Below are 23,037 nucleotides of genomic sequence, written 5' to 3' on the forward strand. Positions count from 1 at the left end.
GTTTTCTCCTTATCTGACAGGTACTTGTTTGAATGATTCTGCAAGGTCTGCAGTTGTTTTAATAGATTGACGATTTTTAACAAGCTTGCTTCCTAAATCAAGTGCACGCTGTTTTGCTTCAATTTTGCGCTCGTAAGGCTCAATCGAATCAAGATCCGCTACGTGCGCGAGGCCGATTGTCCGCCTGATGATTTCGATGCCTGCAAAACCGATTGCATCTTCAAATGCTTTTTCGAGGATAAAAGAAAGATAGCCGTCAACTTTTGCGTAAACTTCCAGACTGTCATTCTTCCATGCTTCAGAAAATTCTTTTTCAAAAACGTTCCAGGCTGTTTCGATATGATCCAGAAGTACTTGCTGTTTCTCTTGATCTCTCGAAATGGCATTCATTAATAGATTGGCGAAGAAGTGGCCAAGGTCAAAGCCGATCGGACCATAGTAGGCGAATTCAGGGTCAATCACCTTTGTTTCTGTTTCACTTGCAAAAATACTGCCTGTATGAAGATCGCCGTGAACAAGTGTTTCAGCTTCTGTCAGGAATTTGTGTTTTAATTTAGCCACTTCAAGTTTCAGCTGATTATCATTCCAAATCTTTTCAGCATCCTGTCTCAGCTCTTCTTCAAAGCTATTTGACTCATAATCAAAAAACGGATCAGTAAAGACGAAATCTTCAGTTATTTTGCAAAGGTCGGGGTTTGAAAATTGTTTGACTAACTGTTTTTTCACCTGCGGATTCAGTGCGAAATCAGAATTGTAGAATAATGTTTTCCCTAAAAACTCGCCGATGTGTCTTCCTAGAAGCGGGAAGTCCTTACCCTCAATCAAACCGGCTCTTGCAATTTGCAGATAAGAAAGATCTTCCATTACCGTGATAGCGAGAGTTTCATCCGTATAATAAATTTTTGGCACATACGAGCTTGCTGTTTCTGCCTGCTTCAGCAGGGCGCTGCTTTCAATTCTGGCACGGTCAAGAGTAAGCGGCCAGCTTTCGCCAATTACTTTTGCATAAGGAAGTGCCTGTTTAATGATGATTCCTTTTTGATGTTGATTCACAATATGAAAAACAAGGTTCAAGTTTCCGTCGCCAATTTCCCTGCACGTCAGCACACTTTTTTCTTCAAACAATCCAAGTCTGATGGCTAGAGCTACAGCGGCACTTTCAGTTAACGGTTCATAAGCAGATGATCGATAGTTTGACATGGTTTATAACCCTCCAGTTTTAAAATTAGAGGCTTTTCAAGCAATAAGAAAAGCCTCTTCCACAGTGAAAGAGGCTTGAAGTCATAGGCTTCGCACCTCTTATCTGCCAGAAAGAAATTCTTTCTGTTGGAATTAGCACCGTGCCTTGTGGAAGAAATCTCCCCGCGCATAAAAAACTGCGCCCCATTTTACAATGGTTTTACGGTCGGTTGCTGGGCGTCATCGGGCCAAATCCCTCAGCCTACTCTTGATAAGAGATAGTATGAAATTAAAGTTGCGTGATAGGAAAATGTATTCGCACAATTTGGAATTTATCACTTGTTCTGAATGTTAACAGGTAAAATGAAAAACTGTCAATACTTTTTTTAAGAGTAAAAATGAGGAAGTCTGTCTTTGAAAATAGGAATTTGTTTCCTGATTTCTGTTACTTTCTCCATCTGGATCTCGGCTGTTATGGAGGTTTTCTCTGTCCCGGCCTCAGCTAAAATTTCTCCCCACGGATCAATGATCATCGAGTGGCCGGCGAACTCATTTTTCTGATCGCTGCCTGAACGGTTGCAGGCAACAACAAAACACTGATTTTCAATCGCACGGCTGATCAGCATCGATTTCCAGTGATGAAGTCTTGGGAGCGGCCATTCCGCCACTACATAAAGAATTTCTGCTCCTTGTGTTGTATGAACACGGATCCATTCCGGGAACCTGATGTCATAGCAAATGACGCCGGCACTCTGCAAACCGTCAAGCTGAAACAGGCCTTTTTCGGTTCCGCCGTTTAAATACAGGTGCTCATCCATCAGTTTAAAAAGATGAAGCTTGCTGTATTCATGGATCAGCTCACCATGTCTATTAAAAATATACATCGTGTTGGTCACGCCTGCTTCCGTTTTTTTCGCAACAGAACCAGCCACGATATTGACTTCATGTTTTTTAGCAAGGCTGCTGACAAGGGCGATTGTTTTGGTGCCGTCTAAATCTGCAATCTCGTCAAGCCGGGTAAGATCATAGCCGGTTGTCCACAGTTCAGGGAGAACGATCACGTCCGGTTTTTCAGCTGCTGCTATTTTTTCGATTTCTTTTTTTACCGTTGCACTATTTGCTTCAGGGTCACCGAATACAAGGTCTATTTGCAGGCAAGCCACTTTAGGATTCATCATTCATCATCTCCGCCTTAAAAATTTTTCTTTACAAGCTGACTCTAACAATATATGATTTTTCACTAGAATTTCAAGAATTTTTTGAGAAGGTGTAAAACATGAAAAATTTCAATCAATCACAGTTATTAAATAAGCTTCCAAAGCAGTTTTTTGCAAGTCTCGTTGCAAGAGTGAATGCAAGTATAGAGGCGGGGCATGACGTGATTAATCTTGGTCAGGGAAATCCCGATCAGCCGACACCGCCTCATATTGTGAAGGCTCTTCAAACTGCAGCAGAAAACCCTGACTACCACAAATATTCCCCTTTCCGCGGACAGAAATTTCTTAAAGAGGCGATTGCGGAATTTTACAAGCGGGAATACGGTGTAACACTGAATCCTGACAAAGAAGTAGCGATTTTGTTCGGCGGAAAAGCAGGGCTTGTTGAAATTCCGCAATGTTTGCTTGATCCTGATGATTTAGTTCTTGTGCCGGATCCTGGCTATCCTGACTATTGGTCCGGAGTAGAGCTTGCCCGCGCCAGAATGGAATTTATGCCGCTTGTAAAAGAAAATCAGTTTTTGCCGGATTACAGTGAGATTTCAGAAGACGCGAAGAAAGATGCGAAGCTCATGTTTTTGAATTATCCCAACAATCCAACGGGTGCTGTTGCTACAAAAGAATTCTTTGAAGAAACCGTTGCGTTTGCAAAAGAAAATGAGATTTGTGTTGTCCATGATTTTGCTTATGGCGCCGTTGGGTTTGACGGTAAAAAGCCAGTCAGCTTTTTGGAAATTGAAGGGGCTAAAGAAACAGGGATTGAAATCTATACACTCTCAAAGACTTATAATATGGCAGGCTGGCGGATTGGCTTTGCGATTGGAAATGAAAGTGTCATTGAAGCGATAAACCTCTTGCAGGATCACATGTTTGTCAGCGTGTTCAGTGCAGTCCAGGAGGCGGCAGCAGTTGCCCTGCTTGAATCGCAGTCCTGTGTGGATGAGCTTGTGGAGCGGTATGAGAGCAGGCGCCATGCATTCATCACTGCTCTTAACGAAATCGGCTGGAAGGTTGAAGCGCCGCCTGGGTCGTTTTTTGCCTGGCTTCCTGTCCCGGAAGGATTTACGTCAGAATCCTTTGCCGAATATCTTCTCCTTCACGCTCACGTCTGTGTTGCACCGGGTGTCGGTTTCGGGAAATTCGGAGAAGGCTATGTAAGGGCAGGGCTTTTAACCTCAGAAGATAGACTCAGAGAAGCCGCACAGCGGATAAAATCTCTGAATATATTTTAAAATTCCAGTTGACAGTCTATTGGAAAACTGTCATAATCCAAATTAAATTCAGGTTATTCAGATTTTTAGAACGTAATGAAAAGCGCAGCCATTCTGACCTGGGAGTCAGGCGCTGCAGCTGGACAGCGGTATTCAATCCTATTTTCAAGCCAATTTAAATAAGCCATTCTTATCAAGAGCAGGTGGAGGGACTAGCCCGATGAAGCCCGGCAACCGACTTAAACCAAGGTTTAAGCACGGTGCTAAATCTTGCAGCATTCGCTGATAGATAAGGATCTTAAGTTTGTCAGATAAGGTCTCTTTTCGATTAGCGGAAAGAGGCCTTTTTTATATGTTTAAGAGTGAATAAGTGGCAAGCGGGGTCGCCAAGCTTTTAAAAGTCAAAGTCAAAACCCGGCTTTTCTGCCATGCCTGAGCTATACTCTCGCTTGCACATTGTAAAAATTGTTATGGAAGGCGGTACATACATGAGCGGAATTACAGCAACTTATCTTATCCATGATGAGAAAAATTTAGAGAAAAAAGCAGAGGGGATTGCCCTTGGCTTAACCGTTGGATCATGGACGGATCTTCCGGAACTGACTCAGAAACAGCTGAAGCAGCACAAAGGGAAGGTAGTAGCCGTTGAAGAATTCGGCGTCCATGACTTGGTCTCCGTATTTTTAGGCAAACGCGTCAAAAAAGGCATTGTCAAAATTTTTTATCCAGGGGTAAATTTCAGCCATGATTTGCCGGCGATTCTTGCGACCGTGTTTGGAAAACTTTCCCTTGACGGTGAAGTGAAGCTGCTGGATCTGGATTTTTCAGATGATCTTCTTGCGGAGTTTCAAGGGCCTAAATTCGGGATCAGCGGCATCCGCGAAAAACTGGGTGTATATGACAGACCTTTATTAATGAGTATCTTTAAAGGCGTCATCGGACGGGATCTCTCATTTTTAAAGAATCAGCTTAAAGACCAGGTACTTGGCGGGGTCGATTTGGTAAAAGATGATGAGATTTTGTTTGAAAATCCGCTGACACCTTTTGAACAAAGGATCTCTGCCGGAAAAGAAGTACTGAACGAGGTTTATGAACAGACGGGTCATAAGGCGATGTACGCGGTTCATTTGTCAGGCAAAACATATGATTTAAAAGAAAAAGCAAAGCGTGCGGCAGAGCTTGGTGCAGATGCGCTGCTGTTCAATGTGTTTGCTTATGGTCTTGACGTGCTTCAAAGCCTGGCTGAGGACAAAGACATCGGCATTCCATTAATGGCTCATCCTGCTGTCAGCGGAGCATTGGCATCTTCATCTCTTTATGGCATCTCGCATTCTCTTTTACTTGGAAAATTGCTGAGATACAGCGGAGCAGATTTTTCTTTGTTCCCATCACCATACGGAAGTGTTGCACTTGAACGGGAAGCAGCCCTTTCCATCAGTGCAGCGTGTAAAGAAAACGTCCTGCTGAAGGAAACATTCCCTGTCCCTTCAGCAGGGATTCATCCGGGACTCGTCCCTGTTTTAATCCAGGACTTTGGGTTAGACAGCGTCATCAATGCCGGAGGAGGCGTCCATGGCCATCCAAATGGCGCTGCTGCAGGAGGAAAAGCGTTCCGTGCAGCAATTGATGCTTCTTTACAAGGCATCTCCCTGACTGAAAAAGCACAAGAAAATGCGGATTTGAGAATCGCACTCGATCTCTGGGGGCAGGTGGAGGTGAGCAAATGAGCAAGCCGATCATCATCTGTGACTTTGACGGAACCATCACAAATAATGACAACATTATTGCCATTATGAAAAAGTTTGCCCCGCCTGAGTGGAACGAGTTGAAGGATGATGTGCTGAGTCAGCGGATTTCTGTCCGAAATGGGGTAGGGAAGATGTTTCAGCTGATTCCATCCGCGCTGAAATACGATATGATTCAATACTTGTTGTTTACGGCTCACCTCCGGGATGGTTTCCGTGAATTTGTTCAATTTACGGAGGAGGAAGAAATCCCTCTGTATATCGTAAGCGGTGGCATTGATTTCTTTGTCCACCCCTTGTTGAATGGCCTTGTAGACCGCAGCCGGGTTTTCTGTAATGAAGGTGACTTCAGCGGGGAGAAAATTGAAATATTATGGCCAAACACATGTGATGTGCAGTGCAGCAATGACTGCGGCTGCTGCAAGCCGAGCTTGATTAGGAAGCTTGCAGATCCGGGTCAGAAAATCATTGTCATCGGTGATTCTGTTACAGACTTAGAGGCTTCAAAGCTTGCGGACTTTGTGTTTGCAAGAGACTTTCTTCTTGAAAAATGCAAGTCTCTTGACCTTCCGCATCAGGAATTCGCTACGTTCTTTGATGTTATCGATGGACTTAAGGAAAAGCAGGAGGCGGTATCATGAGTATAGTAAATCAGCGATGGAGCGAGCTTGCTGCTATAAAACGCGAGCTTGCAGAGCGGGACTGGTTTCCCGGAACAAGCGGCAACCTGGCAATTAAAGTGAACACAGAGCCTCTTTCATTTTTAGTCACTTCAAGCGGCAGGGATAAACGAATCGAGACAGACGAGGATTTCCTGCTTGTCGATGAAGACGGGGCAGCTCTTGAGGAAACAAAGCTCAAGCCCTCTGCAGAAACCCTTCTTCATGTGGAGATTTATACTCGTACTGACGCAGGCTGCAGCCTCCATGTCCATACGGTTGACAACAATGTCATTTCAGAGCTCTACGGCGATGAGGGCAGCGTTGTGTTTAAAGGGCAGGAAATCATCAAAGCATTTGGACTTTGGGAAGAAGAGGCAGAGTGGCATATTCCGATTATTGAAAATGCGGCACATATTCCGGCACTCGCTGCTGACTTTGGCCAGTATGTCAAAGGAGACTCTGGTGCTGTATTAATTCGCAATCATGGGATCACGGTGTGGGGAAAAGATGCTTTTGAGGCGAAAAAAATCCTTGAAGCATGCGAATTTTTATTTTCCTATCATTTAAAAGTCCTATCTTTAAAACAAGCTAAATCGCTCACCTTAAGAGCTTAATAATAGGAGGAATCAGCATGGCAACGATACGATTGCAGGAAACAAATGAAAGAATTGCAGATCAAAAAGAGGTAGCCGAATTTCTTGAATCCCAGGAAGTCATTTATGAACACTGGGATATCGAGAAGCTGCCGGAAGCATTAAGAGAGAATTACCGGTTGTCAGATGAGCAAAAAGAAGAAATTCTGCAAGTATTCAATGCTGAGATTGCAGATATCTCAGAACGCCGCGGATATAAGGCGCAGGATGTCATTTCTCTTTCTGACACCACTCCAAACCTTGATCAGCTTTTGCAAAACTTTCAGCAGGAGCATCACCACACAGATGACGAAGTGCGCTTCATCGTAAGCGGCCACGGCATTTTCATCATACAGGGTAAGGACGGCTCGTTCTTCGATGTGGAACTGAACCCGGGCGACCTGATCTCCGTACCGCCGAACATCCGTCACTATTTCACTCTTCAGGAGGACCGTAAAGTTGTCGCCGTGCGCATCTTCGTTACATCTGAAGGCTGGGTGCCGATTTACGAAAAAGAAGAACAGCAGGCTTAAGCTGAAATCCCCTTCACCTGGGTGGTGAAGGGGATTTTTGTTCTTCTGCTGTTGTGACGCTTCCGATATTCTAAATTATAAATGCTTAACCCGACAATATCTTAGCAAGCTCATTTGAAATGGTTTTCTGGGAAAACGGCAATGCAAAATCCAGGTATGCAAATGGGCTGAATGGTACCTTATAAAATGGATAAACAGAAATATAGGTACCCATCCGAGCCGAATGGAACCCTATAAAATGGATAAACAGAAATATAGGTACCCATCCGAGCCGAATGGAACCTTATAAAATGGATAAACGTTAATACAGGTGCTCATTAAAGGCTTTCATCCGCAAAAAACCACCAGGGCGGAAAATGGGGACAGATATGCAAGAAGCGAAGAGTGTACACACCCAAATGCATGACTAAAATTTCAGCAAGACTGTCAAAATCCGAAATAATTTTAATTTTCTTTACTCTCTGCTGATTGTATGGTAAATTTTCAACAATAAATAAGCATTAAAGGGAGGATTGCAAAGATGAAGATACGCTATAATTTCGTGAAAAAAGAGGATGTCAGGTACTGTAAGGCAGAAAGCACTGTAAAGGAAGCTTATGAATTGCTGAAAGAGTCAGGGTACCGGAGCATTCCGGTGCTTAAAGAGAATGGCACAGCTTTTGCCGGGTTAATTTATAAGGTGGATCTTCTTGATCATTACGTAGAAAAGCAGGGCAAGGATGAGGATTCGATTGAGTCGCTGATTCAGGATCGGGATGCGTTTATTTATGAAGAGGATTCTTTCTTTAAGACATTCCTTACAATCAGACGCCTTCCATTTTTAGCCGTGCTGAATGAGAAAGAAGAATTTTCCGGCATTATTACGCATGGCAACGTCATGGATGTGCTTGAGGATTCGTTTGGCATGAAGACAGGCGGATATATATTGACAGTCGGCACGAAAGAACATAAAGGAGCCATCAAGGAGCTGGTTTCAGCTATTAAAGATGTAAATATCGAAGGCTTGCTGACACTCGACAACGGGGATACATATTTAAGAAGAATCATCATCAATCTCTCTCATGATGTTTCAGAAAAAAAGCTGAACAAAATCATTAAGAAGCTTGAAGATAAAGATTTCCGGGTAACTTCTGTAGATGATGTGAATTTAGGAGAAAAAGTCCTGACGAAGCAGTAAGATTATTTTTAAATAATAGATTGTGAAAAGCAGACCGAACATATTGGTCTGTTTTTATTTTTTAATAAAAACAGGAAAAAATATGTTTTTCGTGGTTTTACCTCTTATTAAATCGGGTAAAACGAGGTATCTTATCTAATTTTAACAAAATTGCCATAATTTCAGGTGTGAATATTGTCGATTATTGCTAATCTATTTACAAGTTTAGAAGTATCTGTAATACTTTATAAGTATATTTATTCCCAATATAGATACTTAAGAGATGAGGCGGAGGGAAGAAAATGACAACCGAAATGTGCAAGTCTCAATTATTGATGAGTATTGACTCTAAACGCAAGGAAATGATCGATACAGCAAGAGCAGGCGGATATACGTGTGATAGCGCCGTTCAGTGCAGTCAGGAATTGGACATGCTCCTAAATAAATATCAGCAGATTCTTTTTGAAGAAGAAAATAGAACAAATCCACCTTTCCTTCAATTTATTGAGTCTATGAAGAAATGGACAGCAAGGGACGGCTTAACAATATAAAAACCCAATACTCGAGGAGTATTGGGTTTTTTTTGCCTGCTTGCAATAAAACTTATACCGTTTCATTCAACACAATCATAAAGAGAATACCAAGTATAAATGAATAGGTCGCATTCCTCTCGTTGCCGTCACCGTGGCTTTCAGGAATGAGCTCTTTATAGATAATGAACAGCATGGCTCCCGCTGCAAAAGAAAGGCCATAAGGCACGAGGTTTTCTACAATTGAAGTCAAGTAGAAGCCAAGCAGGGAAGTGACAATTTCCACAGCTCCTGTCATTGTCGCTATAAGCAGGGCTTTGAATTTGCCGATATTCTGGTTTATTAGAAACAGGGCGACTAAAAAACCTTCTGGCGCATTTTGAAGCCCGATGGCGAAAGCTATTAAATTTCCGGTTTCGCTTTGATCAGATGCGTAGCTTACCCCGACTGATAACCCTTCGGGCAGATTATGCAGGGTGATGGCAGCAATGATAAGCATGGCTTTCTGGTCAAATTCAATTCCGTATCTAGAATGCTCAAGGTCGATGTGGGGGATTTTCTTTTCAAGTGTGGTCAGGACTAGCACACCCAGAAAAAGACCCGCACAAACCTGAAAAACCCCTCCCTGGTTCAGTGCTTCAGGAAGCAGGCTCATCATAGATGCAGCCATCATGATCCCGGCTGTAAAGGCGAGAAGGATATCTCTCCATCTGTGCGTAATAGTTTTTTGAAGAAACAGAATGGGGATGGCTCCAAATCCTGTTGCCAGGGCCGATAACGTACTTCCGATTAAAACCTCAGTCATGGTTGAACTCCTTTTTCCCGCTTGTATGTATTAGCCATATTATAGCCGAAAAAAAACAAAAAAAGATAGCAAAAGGATTCATTCCTGTTTTTTCGCCATATGAATCCATTATTTTCATCAAAAAGATGGATCTATAGTAAAAATGAAAAAGAATTAGATGGAAATGACAGGAGTTGTCGATTGTTGTCAAAAGGTGAACAAGTCTCTCTCTTTACGATTTTTGAAATTTCTGATAAGTTAAAGACAAAGGAATTTCATCACGTACAGCAGGGGGAATAGGGATGCACTATCGAAGGCTAGGCAGGTCGGGGTTAAAGGTAAGTGAAATCAGTCTTGGCAGCTGGCTGACATTCGGAAAAACAGTTGATGAGAAGTCAGCGGCAGAAATTATTCATAAGGCATATGAATCAGGAATTAATTTTTTCGACAGCGCCAATGTGTATGAGGGCGGAAAAGCAGAAATTGTCATGTCGCGGGCACTTAAATCGTTTCCAAGGGATTCATATGTTCTGACGACAAAGGCATTCTGGCCAATGGGTGACGGTCCGAACGATAAGGGATTATCAAGAAAGCATATTATGGAACAGGTTCATGCAAGCTTAAAGCGGATGGATCTTGAATATGTCGATATTTTTTACTGTCACAGATATGATCAGGAGACACCGCTTGATGAAACATTGAGGGCCATTGATGATCTTATCCGCCAGGGAAAGATTCTGTATGCAGGAGTAAGTGAATGGACAGCTGCTCAAATACAGGAAGCCATGAGTGTGTCTGACCGCTATCTGCTTGACCGGATTGTTGTCAATCAGCCGCAGTACAATCTGTTTCACCGGGATATTGAGGAAGAAATCATTCCGATGTGCGAAAACGCAGGAGTATCACAAGTTGTGTGGTCACCGCTTGCCCAGGGGATTTTAACAGGGAAGTATAAAGAAGGATTAATTCCTAAAGGAAGCCGTGCCTCAGGTGAAAATGTGAATTCATGGATGAAAAAAATTCTGAATGACATGGTGAACAGGAAAGTGGAGCTTCTCGATCAGCTTGCAAAGGAACACGACATCACACTTGCCCAGCTTGCCCTTGCTTGGACGCTTAGGCAGCATAACGTGGCAAGCACGCTTGTCGGCGCTTCTCACCCTGAGCAGATCATTGAAAACGCAAAGGCTTCGGACGTTGCATTAGGGTATAGTGCATTGCAGCGTATTGAAGAGATCATCACAAGTTAAGTTTTACATATAGAAAAAAAGAGTGAAAAGCATCTGCTTTTCACTCTTTTTCGGATAATGGAAGAGTAATCGTCACTTCTGTCCCTTTATTTAATTCACTGTCAATGGCAATTGTCCCTTTGTACATGGAGATGATGCGCTTGCACACAACCAGTCCGAGGCCTGTACCTGTATCTTTCATAGTAAAGAACGGGTGAAAGATTTTTGAAATGACATCCTCTGATATGCCTTTTCCTGTGTCCGTTACTTTAATCACCGCGAAATTCCCCTGTTTTTGCACTTCAATAGTTAATTTGCCTTCATTTTTTTCGATTGCTTCTAATGAATTTTTCGCTAAATTCAGCAGTACCTGCTTAATATGATCCTTGGTGCAATTGATGAGCAGGGGCTCTTTATATAAGCGGATATCCATTTCTGCATTAAAAAGATTGGCTTCTGATCCTAAAAGAGGGGATAGTTCCAGCACAATCGCATTTATATCATGATCAGCATGGTGATGTGCAGTCGGTTTCCCAAGCACTAAAAACTCGCTGACAATTTCATTGATTCGCTGAATTTCTTTATCGATGACAGAAAAATAAAATTGATCTTCAGAGTCCTGATATTTTTCCTGCAAAAGCTGAATAAACCCTTTTACACCTGTCAGCGGATTTCTAATTTCGTGTGCAGTGCTTGCTGCAAGCATCCCGACAAGCTCTACTTTTTGAGCATCAATTTGACTTTGTTCAATCTGAGCTCTTCTTTTTAAAAGGAAATTTTGAATGAGAATGAAAATGATGTTTAAAATACCGAACGTGATCATCATATAAATTATGATGTCTTTTACATGATCTTGGCTTATCTTTGAATCCGGCGTTCCCTCAAGCCGCCAGGAGATCTGATCAAGATAAACCCGCACCGGCTCCATTTTGCTTGCTTCATTTTCGTTACTGGACGCAAAAAGAACATGATTGCTGTCATCAACTACTTTAATATTCAATCTCGGACTGATAACGTTGATGATATTCTGCAGATAATCTACTTTTAGCGCTGCTACTAATAAGTTCGCCACTTCGCCATTTTCGTCGAAAATCGGTGTGCAAATCGACACGATGTAATCACCTGAAATATTTCCGAAATAGGCATCGGACACTGTCGATTGTTTTGTTGCCAGAGCACTCTTAAAAAAAGCGCGGTGCTGAAGGTTGACAGTCTTCAGCAATTGTGATGAACCTGCTGAAATGTCGCCGTTTTTTTTGACAAAATACAGGCCTGAAAAACGGGGTTCCTGATCATGCGCCTGCGTCAGCACTCTCTGAATTTTATCCCCGTCCGTTTCTTCTTCCAGGACAAGCGCCATTGATTCAAGTCTTGCTTTTGTATCCTGAATCAAACTATCAATCTGGTTTTTATGAACGTTGATCATAAAAGCTGCTTCAGAGCGATGCGAATCCATGATTTTATCTTTTTGGTAATAATAGATGCACGTATTGATAAACAGGGATGGAATCAGCACGATCATCATATAGATCGATGCTTTTTTAAATCTATTAAAATCTTTCAGCAAAGTTATCGCCCCAAATAAGAGATTGCCCGGATATGAGCATACTATACGAATTATAAACCATTTAATTGGAATGTACTAGGAAAGAAGGAGGAAAACACTCTGCTGCAAAACCTGTTTTCTTCTATTGTAGAGAACATGAAAGTTAGGTATGATGGAAAGAAAAGGGAGGGGTTTCTCATAGAAACAGTGAGACTGACGATCTTGCAGACAAGTGATTTACATGGTCATGTTCTTCCGCTTGTTTACAGTACAAACGAGGAAGAATGCCTCGGTCTTGCAAAAATTTCAACTATCATTAACAAAGAGAGAACCGAATCTGAAAACGTCCTTCTCATTGATAATGGAGATTGCATTCAGGGAACCCCGCTTACGTATTATTATGCTAAGAAAGCTGCAGATCAGCAGAACCCTGTCATAGCAGCAATGAATGCGATCCGATATGATGCGGCAGTAATCGGAAATCATGAATTCAATTACGGCAGTGATTATTTGAAGAAAGCTGCCGGGCAATCTGAATTCCCATGGCTGTCTGCTAATATCATAGAAAACGGCAGGCCCTTATTCGGCAAACCATATATATTGAAAACATACAGAGGCGTAAAAGTTGCAGTGCTTGGGATAACAACCCATTATATCCCGAACTGGGAGGACCCGAAGCATATTGAAATGCTTACCTTTCACGATGCCTTTGAAACAGCTAAGTACTGGACGAGATACATAAAAAAGAAAGAGCTGCCTGACCTGCTTATTGTCTCCTACCATGGAGGTTTTGAACGTAATCTTGAAACTGGAGCGCCGACAGAAGCATTGACCGGTGAGAATCAGGCGTATCAATTTTGCCATGAGATAGATGGAATCGATGTGCTGCTTACCGGACATCAGCACCGGTCCATTTCAGGGGAATTAAACGGAGTGACCGTTATTCAGCCTGGGTTTAATGGGCGATTTGCCGGGAAAATTGACGTCATCTTCGAAGTTGATGACAACGGAGTCTGCATTAAAGAGAAAAAGGCAGAGCTTGTGGACCTGAGCTTAATTGAAACAGATCAGCGCATCGTGGAGCTGATTCAGCCTTATGAAAAAGAAACACAAAAATGGCTGGATCAGCCAATTGGAAAAATCTCCGGGAATATGCAGATTAATGATCCCTTCGCTGCCCGGATGGAGAAAACAGCTTTTATCGAATTTATAAACAAGGTACAAATGGATGCAGCAGGAACGGATATCTCTAATACGGCGCTTTTTGATAATGCATCAAGAGGCTTTCCTGAAAACCCGACCATGCGGGATATTGTTTCAAACTATATCTATCCAAACACACTAAAGGTTCTTCGATTAAAAGGAAGCGACATTAAAGCCGCACTTGAACGTTCAGCTTCATACTTTATGTGCGGAGAGGACGGCGCAGTCATTGTGAATCCGAAGTTTCAGGACCCAAAGCCCCAGCACTATAATTATGACATGTGGGACGGGATTGAGTACATACTAGATGTCTCAAAACCAATCGGCGAGCGGACCGTGCTTCTTCTGAAAAATGGGAATCCGCTTGATCTTGACGGCTGCTATGACGTAGTGATGAATAACTACCGGGCCTCAGGCGGAGGGGAATACACCATGTTTAAAGGAAAAGAAGTCGTCAGAGAAGTTCCTGTTGATATGTCTGAGCTGATCGCGAACTATTTACTGGAGAAAAAGGCAGTACAAGCAACACTAAATCCGAATTGGAAGGTCATTTGCACGTAAGATTGCTTGGTCATCTTGACTTTTCAGCATCCATTTTGTATCATTATTATTTAGAATTCAAGATATTTAGTTATCGAAGGATTGATGAAAATGAATGAACAACAGCAAATTGAACAATCGTTAAAATTATTTATCGTTTTATCCCGTGCGCATCGCGCGATTAATGATCAAGTAAACAAGCACATCTCAAGCTTCGGGCTGAATCCGACTGAATTTGCCGTTCTTGAGCTTCTTTATCATAAAGGAGATCAGCCCCTGCAGCAAATCGGCGGGAAAATTCTTTTAGCAAGCGGGAGCATCACATATGTAGTCGACAAGCTTGAACAAAAAGGACTCTTGGTTCGAAAAGCATGCGACAAAGACCGCCGTGTTACGTTTGCTCAAATAACGGAAAAAGGAAAACAGCTGATTGAGAGTATTTTCCCATCCCATCAAGAGCGCTTAGACGAAATTGTCGGCGTGCTCACATCAGAAGAAAAGCAGACCGTCATTGAATTAATCAAAAAGGTTGGCTATCATGCTCGGGATCTTCAGGATTGAGAAGAGCTTAAAATGAAAGCAGTGCGGAAAAACTACCCGTTTTTCCGTGCTGCTTTTTTTTCTTGAAAATGCATTTTTTTGAATGGGTAATCCATTGTCAGAAAAGGGAATCTTTTTCATGCTGAACTGCGTACTATAAATAATTTACATATTACGGAGGTGCAGAATGAAAAAGTACATTTTTTTTATCCTATTTACATTGATAATTGAGTCTTTATTAATTGCGGGGACTATCCTTATTTTTGATACGCAGTTTCCAGAGACTATGTTCTTCGGTTCAAGTTTGTTCGTTTTTGCCGCTTTCTTGCTTAGTTCTTCCGGCGGTTTTTTATCAAGTAATTCCGAATACTCCGTCTTCAGTGCTATGGCAGGAAGTTATCAACTTAAACGAGAAGAAACGTCTTTAATCATTAACCCATTCTTAGTTGGTTCCATTTTGTTTTTTATCAGCTATTTTATTATTTATTATTTTCTGTACAGTTAAGGGAGTGGGATTGAGATGAAGGGGGAATCAAAGCCGCCGTATGATTCCACAAATTGCCTCAACTCTGGAAAAAAGGGAATCAAAACCCTGAATGATTCCCCAAATCGGTTCAACTCCTGAAAAGGAGGAAACAAAGCCCCCGTATGATTCCCCAAATCGGTTCAACTCCGGAAAAAGGGAAATCAAAACCCTGTATGATTCCCGAAATCGATTCAACTCCTGAAAAGGAGGAATCAAAGCCCTGTATGATTCCACAATTCAGATCAATTTCGGAAAAAGAGGAAACAAAGCCCCCGTATGATTCCCCAAATCGGCTCAACTCTGGAAAAAGGGGAATCAAAACCCTGTATGATTCCCGAAATCGGTTCAACTCCTGAAAAGGAGGAAACAAAGCCCCTGTATGATTCCACAATTCAGATCAACTTCGGAAAAAAAGGAATCAAAGCCGCTGCTTGATTCCTCCATTTATATTGGTCTATACACTTCACCTTGAAAAATCATCTCCTAAATGAGCTGCTCACCCGCAGTTACACATATTAATCCAAACAAAAAAAGCATCCTCAAACGGACACTTTTCACTGGTTCTGTTCAATCGGAAGAATCAAAATCTCAACGCGGCGGTTTTTCTGCTGACCTTGTTTCGTCTTGTTGTCGGCAACAGGATTGTACTCTCCAAAGCCTTTTGCAGAGAAGGCTCTTGGATCAAGCTGCTCATTTTCAAGCAGAAGCTTCATGAAATTGACAGCACGCATCACACTTAAGTGCCAGTTGGATTCATATTCCGCGTTTTGGATCGGCACGTTGTCTGTGTGGCCGCTGACAATGATATTCCGCGGCGGATTCATGACTAACAGGTTTGAAATTTCCTTCGCCAGCTGTTCATCTTTTTTGCGGATGTCAGATTGACCTGAGTCAAAAAAGATATCATTTAAAATGGTGATCAGAAGGCCTTCATCTGTCAGTGTTGTTTTTAATTTCGTTTCAAGACTGTTTGCTGCAATGTAGGCATTCACTTTTTTCTGAATTTCTTTTAATTTCTCCTGCTCAAGTGTTTCCTGTTTTTCTTTGTCCGGAGTTTTTTCTTTTTCCTGATCAAGCTGCTCCATTTCGCCGTCAGGGATCGGACTTGGGTATTCAAGGACGCCGGTTCCGCCTGTAAAGGTGCTGTTGAAAGCCCGGGCAAGCATTTGGAATTTCTGGGCGTCCACTGAGCTCATGGCAAAGAGGACAATAAAAAGGGCAAGCAATAGCGTCAATAAATCCGCGTAGGGCAAAAGCCAGGATTCATCAACGTGCTCTTCCTCATGTTTCTTTTTTTTCTTTCTAGCCATCCAGACTCTCTCCTTCCGCGAAAAGCTGTTTTCTTTCGTGTGCCGGAAGATAGGTGGCAAGCTTTTGTTCAATCGCTTTTGGAGCCTGCCCTTCGAGTACGGATAACACTCCTTCGATCATGACGTATTTTACTTTTGCTTCCTGCTTTGACTTTCTTTTGAGTTTGTTTGCAAAAGGATGCCAAAGTACATATCCTGTAAAAATCCCCATAAGCGTTGCGACAAAAGCAGCTCCAATGGCTTTTCCCAGTTCATCTGTATTATCCATATGGGATAGAGCGGCGATTAATCCGACTACTGCTCCAAGTACTCCAAGTGTAGGAGCGTACGTGCCAGCCTGTGAAAAGATAGAGGCGCCGGCTAAATGGCGTTCTTCCATGGCATCTATTTCTTCCGCCATGACATCGCGGATAAATTCAGCATTTTGTCCGTCAACAGCCATGCTCAGCCCATTCTTTAAAAAAGGGTCTTCAACATCTGAAATCTTAGCTTCAAGAGCAAGCAGGCCTTCTTTTCTAGCAACCTGAGCCCATTCAGAAAACATCGGAATCAGTTCCTGTATGCTGTGTGAATGCTGCTCTTTAAAAATCACACCGAACAGCTTTGGCACTCTTTTAATCTCGCTTGTGGGAAATGCGGTAACTACTGTTGCAATCGTACCAGCAATAATAATCAGCAAAGCAGCCGGATTTAATAATACAGCAGGGCTTACACCCTTCATAAACATGCCGACACCTACAGCAACAAGACCTAAAATTAATCCAATAAGCGACGTTTTATCCATACTCTCACCAAATCTTTCTTTCGTTACGTTTTGTTACTGTTTATATCGTCATCTTTTTATGAATTTTAAGAGCAGAATGAAAAGAGAAAGAGAGGAATCAGGACTTTTTTCTCGAATAAAGAGGAGGGCAAGTCATTTTTTTTAGAGAGTGGGGAAATACATATGAAATTTCAGGAATACGAATACAAAAGACCTGTTAAGGAAGAGGTTGAAGCAGCATTTCATGAGGCGCTTGAATTATTCAAGCAGGCGGAAAGCTTAGAAAAGCAGGAAGAGGCGCTTGATCAGCTGAATGGTATCCGCGGCAATCTTTCAACAGCCTTCAATCTTTGCTATATCCGCCATACGATTGATACAAATGATGAGTTTTACAAGGAAGAACAGGATTATCTTGATGAGCTTGAACCGCATATTAAAGCAATGGATACTGAGTTTTACAAAGCGCTTGTCAGCTCGAACTTCCGCAATGAACTGGAAGGTAAATACGGAAAACAGCTTTTTGCCCTTGCTGATGCACAGCTGAAAACGTTCTCTCCGGAAGTACTTGAAGATTTGCAGAAAGAAAATAAGCTTGTGTCAGAATATACAAAGCTTGTAGCTTCTGCAAAAATTGAGTTTGACGGAAAAGAGTACACACTTGCCCAGCTTGAACCGCAGCTTGAATCTAAAGAGCGCGACACAAGAAAACGTGCATCTGATGCATACTTCGGCTTTTACGCTGAAAATGGAGAAAAGTTCGATGAGATTTTTGACAAGCTCGTAAAAGTCCGGACACTCATTGCAAAGAAATTAGGTTTTGCAAACTTTGTAGAGCTTGGCTATGAAAGAATGCAGCGCATTGATTTTGATGCAGCCATGGCGAAGAACTTCCGTGATCAGATTAAGGAATATATTGTTCCGATGGCAACTAGATTAAGAGAACGCCAGCAGGAACGCTTAGGACTTGATACTCTTGCTTTCCCGGATGAAAAGCTCCAATTTACAACTGGAAATGCTGCTCCTAAAGGAGATGCAGAGTGGATTATCGCGAATGGGAAAAAGATGTATGAAGATCTGTCTCCTGAAACAAATGAGTTCTTTGATTTCCTGATTGAACGGAACCTTATGGATCTGCTTGCTCAAAAAGGTAAGGCAGGCGGAGGATACTGCACATATATTGAGGATTATAAAGCTCCATATATCTTCGCGAACTTTAACGGAACCAGCGGGGATATTGATGTATTGACTCATGAGGCAGGGCATGCATTCCAAGTATATATGAGCCGTCATTTCAATTTATCTGAGTATCACTTCCCGACACATGAAGCATGCGAAATTCATTCCATGAGCATGGAATTTTTCACATGGCCGTGGATGGAAACCTTCTTTAAGGAAGATGCAGAGAAATATAAATTCAGCCATTTAAGCGGAGCGCTTTTATTCTTGCCGTATGGCGTAACGGTAGACGAATTCCAGCATTTCATCTATGAAAATCCTGAGGCCACACCGAAGGAGCGCAAACAGGCATGGAGAGAGATTGAACGAAAATACTTGCCGCACCGCAATTACGGGGATAACGAGTTCCTTGAAGAAGGCGGATTCTGGCAGCGTCAGGGACATATCTTTAATTCTCCTTTCTATTATATTGACTATACACTTGCTCAAATTTGTGCCCTGCAGTTCTGGAAAAAGATGCATGAAAATAAAGAGCAGGCATGGGCAGATTATCTGCATCTATGCAAACAGGGGGGAAGCCAGTCTTTCCTTGATTTAGTAAAAACGGCAAATCTGATTTCGCCATTCGAAGATGGCTGTGTACAATCAGTCACAGGCGACATTCGAGAGTGGCTTGAGAACGTGGATGACAAAAACCTATAATGGAAAATGCCGTCAGCATAAGCTGGCGGTTTTTTTCGTATGTAAGATGGATAAATGATCCGTATAAAGACTGAATTCAAATCATGGCAAATCTTTTAAAATGAAGGAAAGAGAGGGGAGAGGAAATTGAAATTTTTACATGTAAAGTTAGAGTGCAAACATCTTGAAGAAATGAAAACATTTTACACAGTTATTCTGAAGATGAGATTGATCGATGAAAAAAAGGATCGGTTTACTGTAAAAGCGGGTTTAAGCAGATTAACCTTTATAAAATCAGAAAATCGTTCCTATTATCATATATGCTTTAGAATGAATGAAGCTTTTTTTGATATCATGTTTCAGGAAATAGAGAGTCTTCTTCTGCCAAACGAAAAAGGGGAGGTGAGCCTGTACTGGAAAGGAAAGCAGGCGTATTTTCATGATCCGGAAGGCAATGTGCTTGAAATGCTTGAAAGGAAACAGGAGGTCCCGGATCATTTATTGGAATGGCAAGACATCGTGGAAGTTGGTATGCCGTGCGCAAGCGTTAAACATATGCGGAGGGACTTGGCTTTTTTGGCGAATCAGTTTGAGAGTGAATCTGATTTGTTTTCTTTTCACGGAAATGGTGACGGTTCTATTGTGGTGGTAAAAGAAGGGAGGCATTGGTATCCGACACAAAGAGGCTCAGAGATTCATCCGATTGTTCTTGAAGTCGCGGATAAGGCTGAGTTTGAGTACACCCATCCTGTATATCCATATAAAATTAGTGCAAAAAAAGAGTGCTGATTTCTCGGAATCAGCACTCTTTTAAGCTTATATAGCTTCTACAGAAATCTTATCATTTGAAAGCTTTACTGCAAGTTCAGTCATCTCATTGCCGTCAAGCAGAACGTCAGCGATGGAATCTTCTACATACTCTTGAATCACTCTGCGGAGCGGACGTGCGCCGAATGCAGGGTGATAGCCGAGTTCAGCGATTTTTTCTTTTGCATCATCTGTGATGCTGAGCGATATTTTCTGCTCAGCCAATGTTGCTTTCAGATCATCAAGCATAATGTCGACGATTTCAAGAAGATGGATTTTTTCAAGTGATTTGAATTCAATGATACTGTCAAAACGGTTAAGAAACTCCGGTTTAAAGAATGAACCTAGTGAATCTAATAAAGAACTTTCGTTTAAGGCTTCATTGTTTCCAAATCCGACTGTGACTTTCTTGTGGCCGATGCCGGCGTTGCTCGTCATGATAATGACAGTATCTTTAAAGCTGACAGTTCGGCCTCCGCTGTCTGTCAATCTGCCATCTTCCATCACTTGAAGGAACATGTGCTGTACATCAGGATGGGCTTTTTCAATTTCATCAAGCAGGATAATGCTGTAAGGGTTCCGGCGGACTTTTTCAGATAACTGCCCTGCTTCCTCATGGCCAACATAGCCGGGAGGAGAACCAATGATTTTAGAAATCGAATGCTTCTCCATGTACTCACTCATATCAAGACGGATAAGTGAGTCCCGTGAACCAAACAGTTCAGAGGCAAGGGTTTTTGTCAGTTCTGTTTTACCGACACCTGTTGGACCGACAAACAGGAAGGATCCAATTGGCCGTTCTTTTGATTTCAGTCCTGCACGGCTGCGGCGGATCGCTTTGGCTACTTTTTTAACAGCGTCGTCCTGGCCGATTACTTTTCCTGAAAGCTTAGTCTCAAGGTTCTTCATTTGCGCCTGCTCATCTTCCTGCAGCTTGCCGACCGGGATGCCTGTTTTCTTTTCAATAATAGCCTGAATATCCGCAAGATCGACTACAGCTTTGACAGGTGTCTGCATTTTCTCAAGCTTGGCCTCTTCATCGCGCAATTTTGCTGCAAGCTCGTAGTTTTCTTCCTTTGTAGCCTGAGCTTTCTTGCTGGCAATTTCGGCTAACTGTCCGCTGATATCTTCGCCTCCGCCTGCTTGAAGGTTCTTTTTCGAACCGGCTTCATCAAGCAGATCAATCGCTTTATCAGGCAAGAAACGGTCCTGAATGTAGCGGTTTGACAATGTGACAGTTGCTTTAATGGCTTCATCGGTGTACGTTACCTCATGGTATTTTTCATATTTATCTTGAATGCCCTTTATGATTTCAACGGCTTTTTCAAGAGACGGTTCAGACACCATGACTGGCTGGAATCTGCGTTCAAGCGCTGCATCTTTTTCGATTTGGCGGTACTCTTTTAACGTCGTCGCACCGACAACCTGCAGCTCGCCGCGTGCAAGGGCTGGTTTTAAAATATTACCGGCATCCATTGATCCTTCTGCTGAACCTGCGCCAACGAGAAGATGAATCTCATCGATAAACAGGATAATATTTTTCTTTTGCTGAAGCTCAGAAATCAATTGCTTCATTCTTTCTTCGAATTGACCGCGTATACCAGTGTTTGCAACAAGGGAAGCCACATCAAGCAAGTAAACTTCCTTGTTTTTCAGCTTGGCTGGTACATCGCCTTCTGCAATCTTAAGCGCAAAACCTTCAACAACAGCTGTTTTACCGACACCCGGTTCCCCAATCAGAACAGGATTGTTTTTGTTTCTTCTGTTCAAAATTTCAATTAATCGTTCGACCTCTGCATCTCTGCCGATAACAGGATCAATGACTCCCGCTTTTGCCGCCTGCGTTAAGTTGCGTCCAAGCTGGTCAAGCAGACTTCCGCTGCCTTGATTTTGGGTTTGACCTTCCGCATTTCCTTGCTGAAACGGCTGTGGGTGAGGTTCTGGACCAAATCCTCCGCTTGGAACAGAGCTTCTATATCGTGCATAACAATCAGAGCAAATCATTACTTGGTGACGCTCCTGATTAATTTGAAGAGTTAAATGAACAGATGCTTTCTTAGCTTGACAATGTTGACATAGCATAGTGAAAACCTCCTGATAATTAATTTGACTTTGACTATCTTTGACTAACTGAATTAGGAAAAAATCACCTCATAGGATGATCTTGATTCATATTATAGTTTGACCTTATTTGACTTTCAAGTATTTTGCTTAAAAAATTTTGTGCGGTAAATTTCACTAAAGCTGATCTGCTTCAACGCTAGGAGCATAGCTGAAAAGTAAATACTACGATAAAGATAACCCACAATCTAATTTGCTTCAATATATCTTAGGCAGCAGGTTATCTGGATTCCGGCACTAGATAAGTGCATCATAACCTAGTTTGCCGCACTAAATGTGGGGCTTCCTCACGAAGTAAGTGCTTCAAAACTGCTAATGCAGCACTTACGATGTTCTCGAGTCCTAGGTAAGTGCTTTAAAACCGCGTAATGCAGCACTTGCTATAGTCTCCAGTCGTAGGTAAGTGCTTCAAAACTGCTAATGCAGCACTTACGATGTTCTCCAGCCCTAGGTAAGTGCTTCAAAACCGCGAATGCAGCACTTACGATGTTCTCGAGCCCTAGGTAAGTGTTTCAAAACCACGTAATGCAGCACTTGCTATAGTCTCCAGTCGTAGGTAAGTGCTTCAAAACTGCTAATGCAGCACTTACGATGTTCTCGGGGCCCTAGCTAAGTATTTTAAAACCGCGTAATGCAGCACTTGCTATAGTCTCCAGTCGTAGGTAAGTGCTTCAAAACTGCTAATGCAGCACTTACGATGTTCTCGAGCCCTAGGTAAGTGCTTCAAAACCGCGAATGCAGCACTTACGATGTTCTCGAGCCCTAGGTAAGTGTTTCAAAACTGCTAATGCAGCACTTACGATGTTCTCGGGGCCTAGCTAAGTGCTTTAAAACCGCGTAATGCAGCACTTGCTATAGTCTCCAGTCGTAGGTAAGTGCTTCAAAACTGCTAATGCAGCACTTACGATGTTCTCGAGTCCTAGGTAAGTGCTTCAAAACCGCGAAT

20 protein-coding genes and 2 riboswitches are annotated in these 23,037 nt (G+C 42.4%); of the genes, 13 read left to right on the top strand and 7 right to left on the bottom strand.

Features of this window, described 5'->3' with window-relative positions:
• Positions 1-9: 9 nt before the first annotated feature.
• Positions 10-1,200, bottom strand: a complete 1,191-nt coding sequence (mtnK, locus tag ABEQ24_RS02255; protein WP_430005250.1) for an S-methyl-5-thioribose kinase — start codon at positions 1,198-1,200, stop codon at positions 10-12.
• A 96-nt stretch (positions 1,201-1,296) separates the two neighbouring features.
• A riboswitch (SAM riboswitch) is annotated at positions 1,297-1,457 on the bottom strand.
• A 108-nt stretch (positions 1,458-1,565) separates the two neighbouring features.
• Positions 1,566-2,354 carry a carbon-nitrogen family hydrolase gene (locus ABEQ24_RS02260; protein ID WP_430005290.1) on the bottom strand — a complete coding sequence of 263 codons (789 nt, stop codon included), beginning with the start codon at positions 2,352-2,354 and terminating at the stop codon, positions 1,566-1,568.
• Between the two features lie 101 nt (positions 2,355-2,455).
• Between ABEQ24_RS02260 and ABEQ24_RS02265 the strand changes: the two genes are divergently transcribed.
• The 7 genes from ABEQ24_RS02265 (at position 2,456) to ABEQ24_RS02295 (ending at position 8,886) form a co-directional block, all read left to right on the top strand.
• Positions 2,456-3,628 (top strand): pyridoxal phosphate-dependent aminotransferase, encoded by a 1,173-nt coding sequence (locus ABEQ24_RS02265; RefSeq protein ID WP_430005251.1) that lies wholly within the window; start codon positions 2,456-2,458, stop codon positions 3,626-3,628.
• 166 nt (positions 3,629-3,794) lie between these two features.
• Positions 3,795-3,903: riboswitch (SAM riboswitch) on the top strand.
• Between the two features lie 192 nt (positions 3,904-4,095).
• Positions 4,096-5,334: a 2,3-diketo-5-methylthiopentyl-1-phosphate enolase gene (mtnW, locus tag ABEQ24_RS02270; RefSeq protein WP_430005252.1), complete on the top strand. Its 1,239-nt coding sequence runs from the start codon at positions 4,096-4,098 to the stop codon at positions 5,332-5,334.
• Positions 5,331-5,993 carry a 2-hydroxy-3-keto-5-methylthiopentenyl-1-phosphate phosphatase gene (locus ABEQ24_RS02275; RefSeq protein ID WP_430005253.1) on the top strand — a complete coding sequence of 221 codons (663 nt, stop codon included), beginning with the start codon at positions 5,331-5,333 and terminating at the stop codon, positions 5,991-5,993. Before mtnW ends, ABEQ24_RS02275 begins: the two co-directional genes overlap by 4 nt.
• Positions 5,990-6,628, top strand: a complete 639-nt coding sequence (locus ABEQ24_RS02280; RefSeq protein WP_430005254.1) for a methylthioribulose 1-phosphate dehydratase — start codon at positions 5,990-5,992, stop codon at positions 6,626-6,628. Before ABEQ24_RS02275 ends, ABEQ24_RS02280 begins: the two co-directional genes overlap by 4 nt.
• Positions 6,629-6,645: 17 nt before the next feature.
• Positions 6,646-7,179 carry a 1,2-dihydroxy-3-keto-5-methylthiopentene dioxygenase gene (locus ABEQ24_RS02285; protein WP_430005255.1) on the top strand — a complete coding sequence of 178 codons (534 nt, stop codon included), beginning with the start codon at positions 6,646-6,648 and terminating at the stop codon, positions 7,177-7,179.
• A gap of 520 nt (positions 7,180-7,699) precedes the next feature.
• The gene (gene cbpA, locus ABEQ24_RS02290; protein WP_430005256.1) at positions 7,700-8,356 is read left to right on the top strand and encodes a cyclic di-AMP binding protein CbpA; all 657 of its coding nucleotides are present in this window, start codon (positions 7,700-7,702) and stop codon (positions 8,354-8,356) included.
• Positions 8,357-8,637: 281 nt separating this feature from the next.
• Positions 8,638-8,886, top strand: a complete 249-nt coding sequence (locus ABEQ24_RS02295) for a Spo0E family sporulation regulatory protein-aspartic acid phosphatase (RefSeq protein ID WP_430005257.1) — start codon at positions 8,638-8,640, stop codon at positions 8,884-8,886.
• 52 nt (positions 8,887-8,938) lie between these two features.
• Here the strand turns inward: ABEQ24_RS02295 and ABEQ24_RS02300 are convergent, their stop codons facing one another.
• Complete coding sequence (locus ABEQ24_RS02300) at positions 8,939-9,670, bottom strand: ZIP family metal transporter (RefSeq protein ID WP_430005258.1); 732 nt, start codon at positions 9,668-9,670, stop codon at positions 8,939-8,941.
• Positions 9,671-9,951: 281 nt separating this feature from the next.
• Here ABEQ24_RS02300 and ABEQ24_RS02305 point away from each other — a divergent pair, with 281 nt between their 5' ends.
• Positions 9,952-10,899, top strand: coding sequence for an aldo/keto reductase family protein (locus ABEQ24_RS02305; RefSeq protein ID WP_430005259.1), 948 nt, complete (start codon positions 9,952-9,954; stop codon positions 10,897-10,899).
• A 40-nt stretch (positions 10,900-10,939) separates the two neighbouring features.
• On the opposite strand, the gene ABEQ24_RS02310 is transcribed toward ABEQ24_RS02305, so the two are convergent.
• On the bottom strand, positions 10,940-12,445 hold the full coding sequence (locus ABEQ24_RS02310) for an ATP-binding protein (RefSeq protein WP_430005260.1): 1,506 nt from the start codon (positions 12,443-12,445) through the stop codon (positions 10,940-10,942).
• A 135-nt stretch (positions 12,446-12,580) separates the two neighbouring features.
• Between ABEQ24_RS02310 and ABEQ24_RS02315 the strand changes: the two genes are divergently transcribed.
• The 3 genes from ABEQ24_RS02315 to ABEQ24_RS02325 all read left to right on the top strand — a co-directional run bounded on the left by ABEQ24_RS02315 (position 12,581) and on the right by ABEQ24_RS02325 (position 15,212).
• Positions 12,581-14,188: a bifunctional metallophosphatase/5'-nucleotidase gene (locus ABEQ24_RS02315; protein ID WP_430005261.1), complete on the top strand. Its 1,608-nt coding sequence runs from the start codon at positions 12,581-12,583 to the stop codon at positions 14,186-14,188.
• A gap of 90 nt (positions 14,189-14,278) precedes the next feature.
• Positions 14,279-14,728, top strand: coding sequence for a MarR family winged helix-turn-helix transcriptional regulator (locus ABEQ24_RS02320; protein WP_430005262.1), 450 nt, complete (start codon positions 14,279-14,281; stop codon positions 14,726-14,728).
• A gap of 166 nt (positions 14,729-14,894) precedes the next feature.
• Complete coding sequence (locus tag ABEQ24_RS02325) at positions 14,895-15,212, top strand: hypothetical protein (RefSeq protein ID WP_430005263.1); 318 nt, start codon at positions 14,895-14,897, stop codon at positions 15,210-15,212.
• 575 nt (positions 15,213-15,787) lie between these two features.
• On the opposite strand, the gene motB is transcribed toward ABEQ24_RS02325, so the two are convergent.
• A complete protein-coding gene (motB, locus tag ABEQ24_RS02330) occupies positions 15,788-16,543 on the bottom strand; it encodes a flagellar motor protein MotB (protein WP_430005264.1) in 756 nt (251 codons plus the stop codon).
• Positions 16,536-17,327, bottom strand: a complete 792-nt coding sequence (motA, locus tag ABEQ24_RS02335; protein ID WP_430005265.1) for a flagellar motor stator protein MotA — start codon at positions 17,325-17,327, stop codon at positions 16,536-16,538. Before motA ends, motB begins: the two co-directional genes overlap by 8 nt.
• A gap of 162 nt (positions 17,328-17,489) precedes the next feature.
• Between motA and ABEQ24_RS02340 the strand changes: the two genes are divergently transcribed.
• Both ABEQ24_RS02340 and ABEQ24_RS02345 read left to right on the top strand, forming a co-directional pair.
• Positions 17,490-19,184, top strand: coding sequence for a M3 family oligoendopeptidase (locus ABEQ24_RS02340; protein ID WP_430005266.1), 1,695 nt, complete (start codon positions 17,490-17,492; stop codon positions 19,182-19,184).
• 126 nt (positions 19,185-19,310) lie between these two features.
• On the top strand, positions 19,311-19,952 hold the full coding sequence (locus ABEQ24_RS02345) for a VOC family protein (protein ID WP_430005267.1): 642 nt from the start codon (positions 19,311-19,313) through the stop codon (positions 19,950-19,952).
• A 27-nt stretch (positions 19,953-19,979) separates the two neighbouring features.
• Here ABEQ24_RS02345 and ABEQ24_RS02350 read toward each other — a convergent pair whose 3' ends face one another.
• Positions 19,980-22,052, bottom strand: a complete 2,073-nt coding sequence (locus ABEQ24_RS02350; RefSeq protein ID WP_430005268.1) for an AAA family ATPase — start codon at positions 22,050-22,052, stop codon at positions 19,980-19,982.
• Between the last annotated feature and the right edge of the window lie 985 nt (positions 22,053-23,037).

The sequence above is a fragment of the Metabacillus idriensis genome, from assembly GCF_050483325.1.
Lineage (GTDB): Bacteria > Bacillota > Bacilli > Bacillales > Bacillaceae > Bacillus_P > Bacillus_P idriensis_A.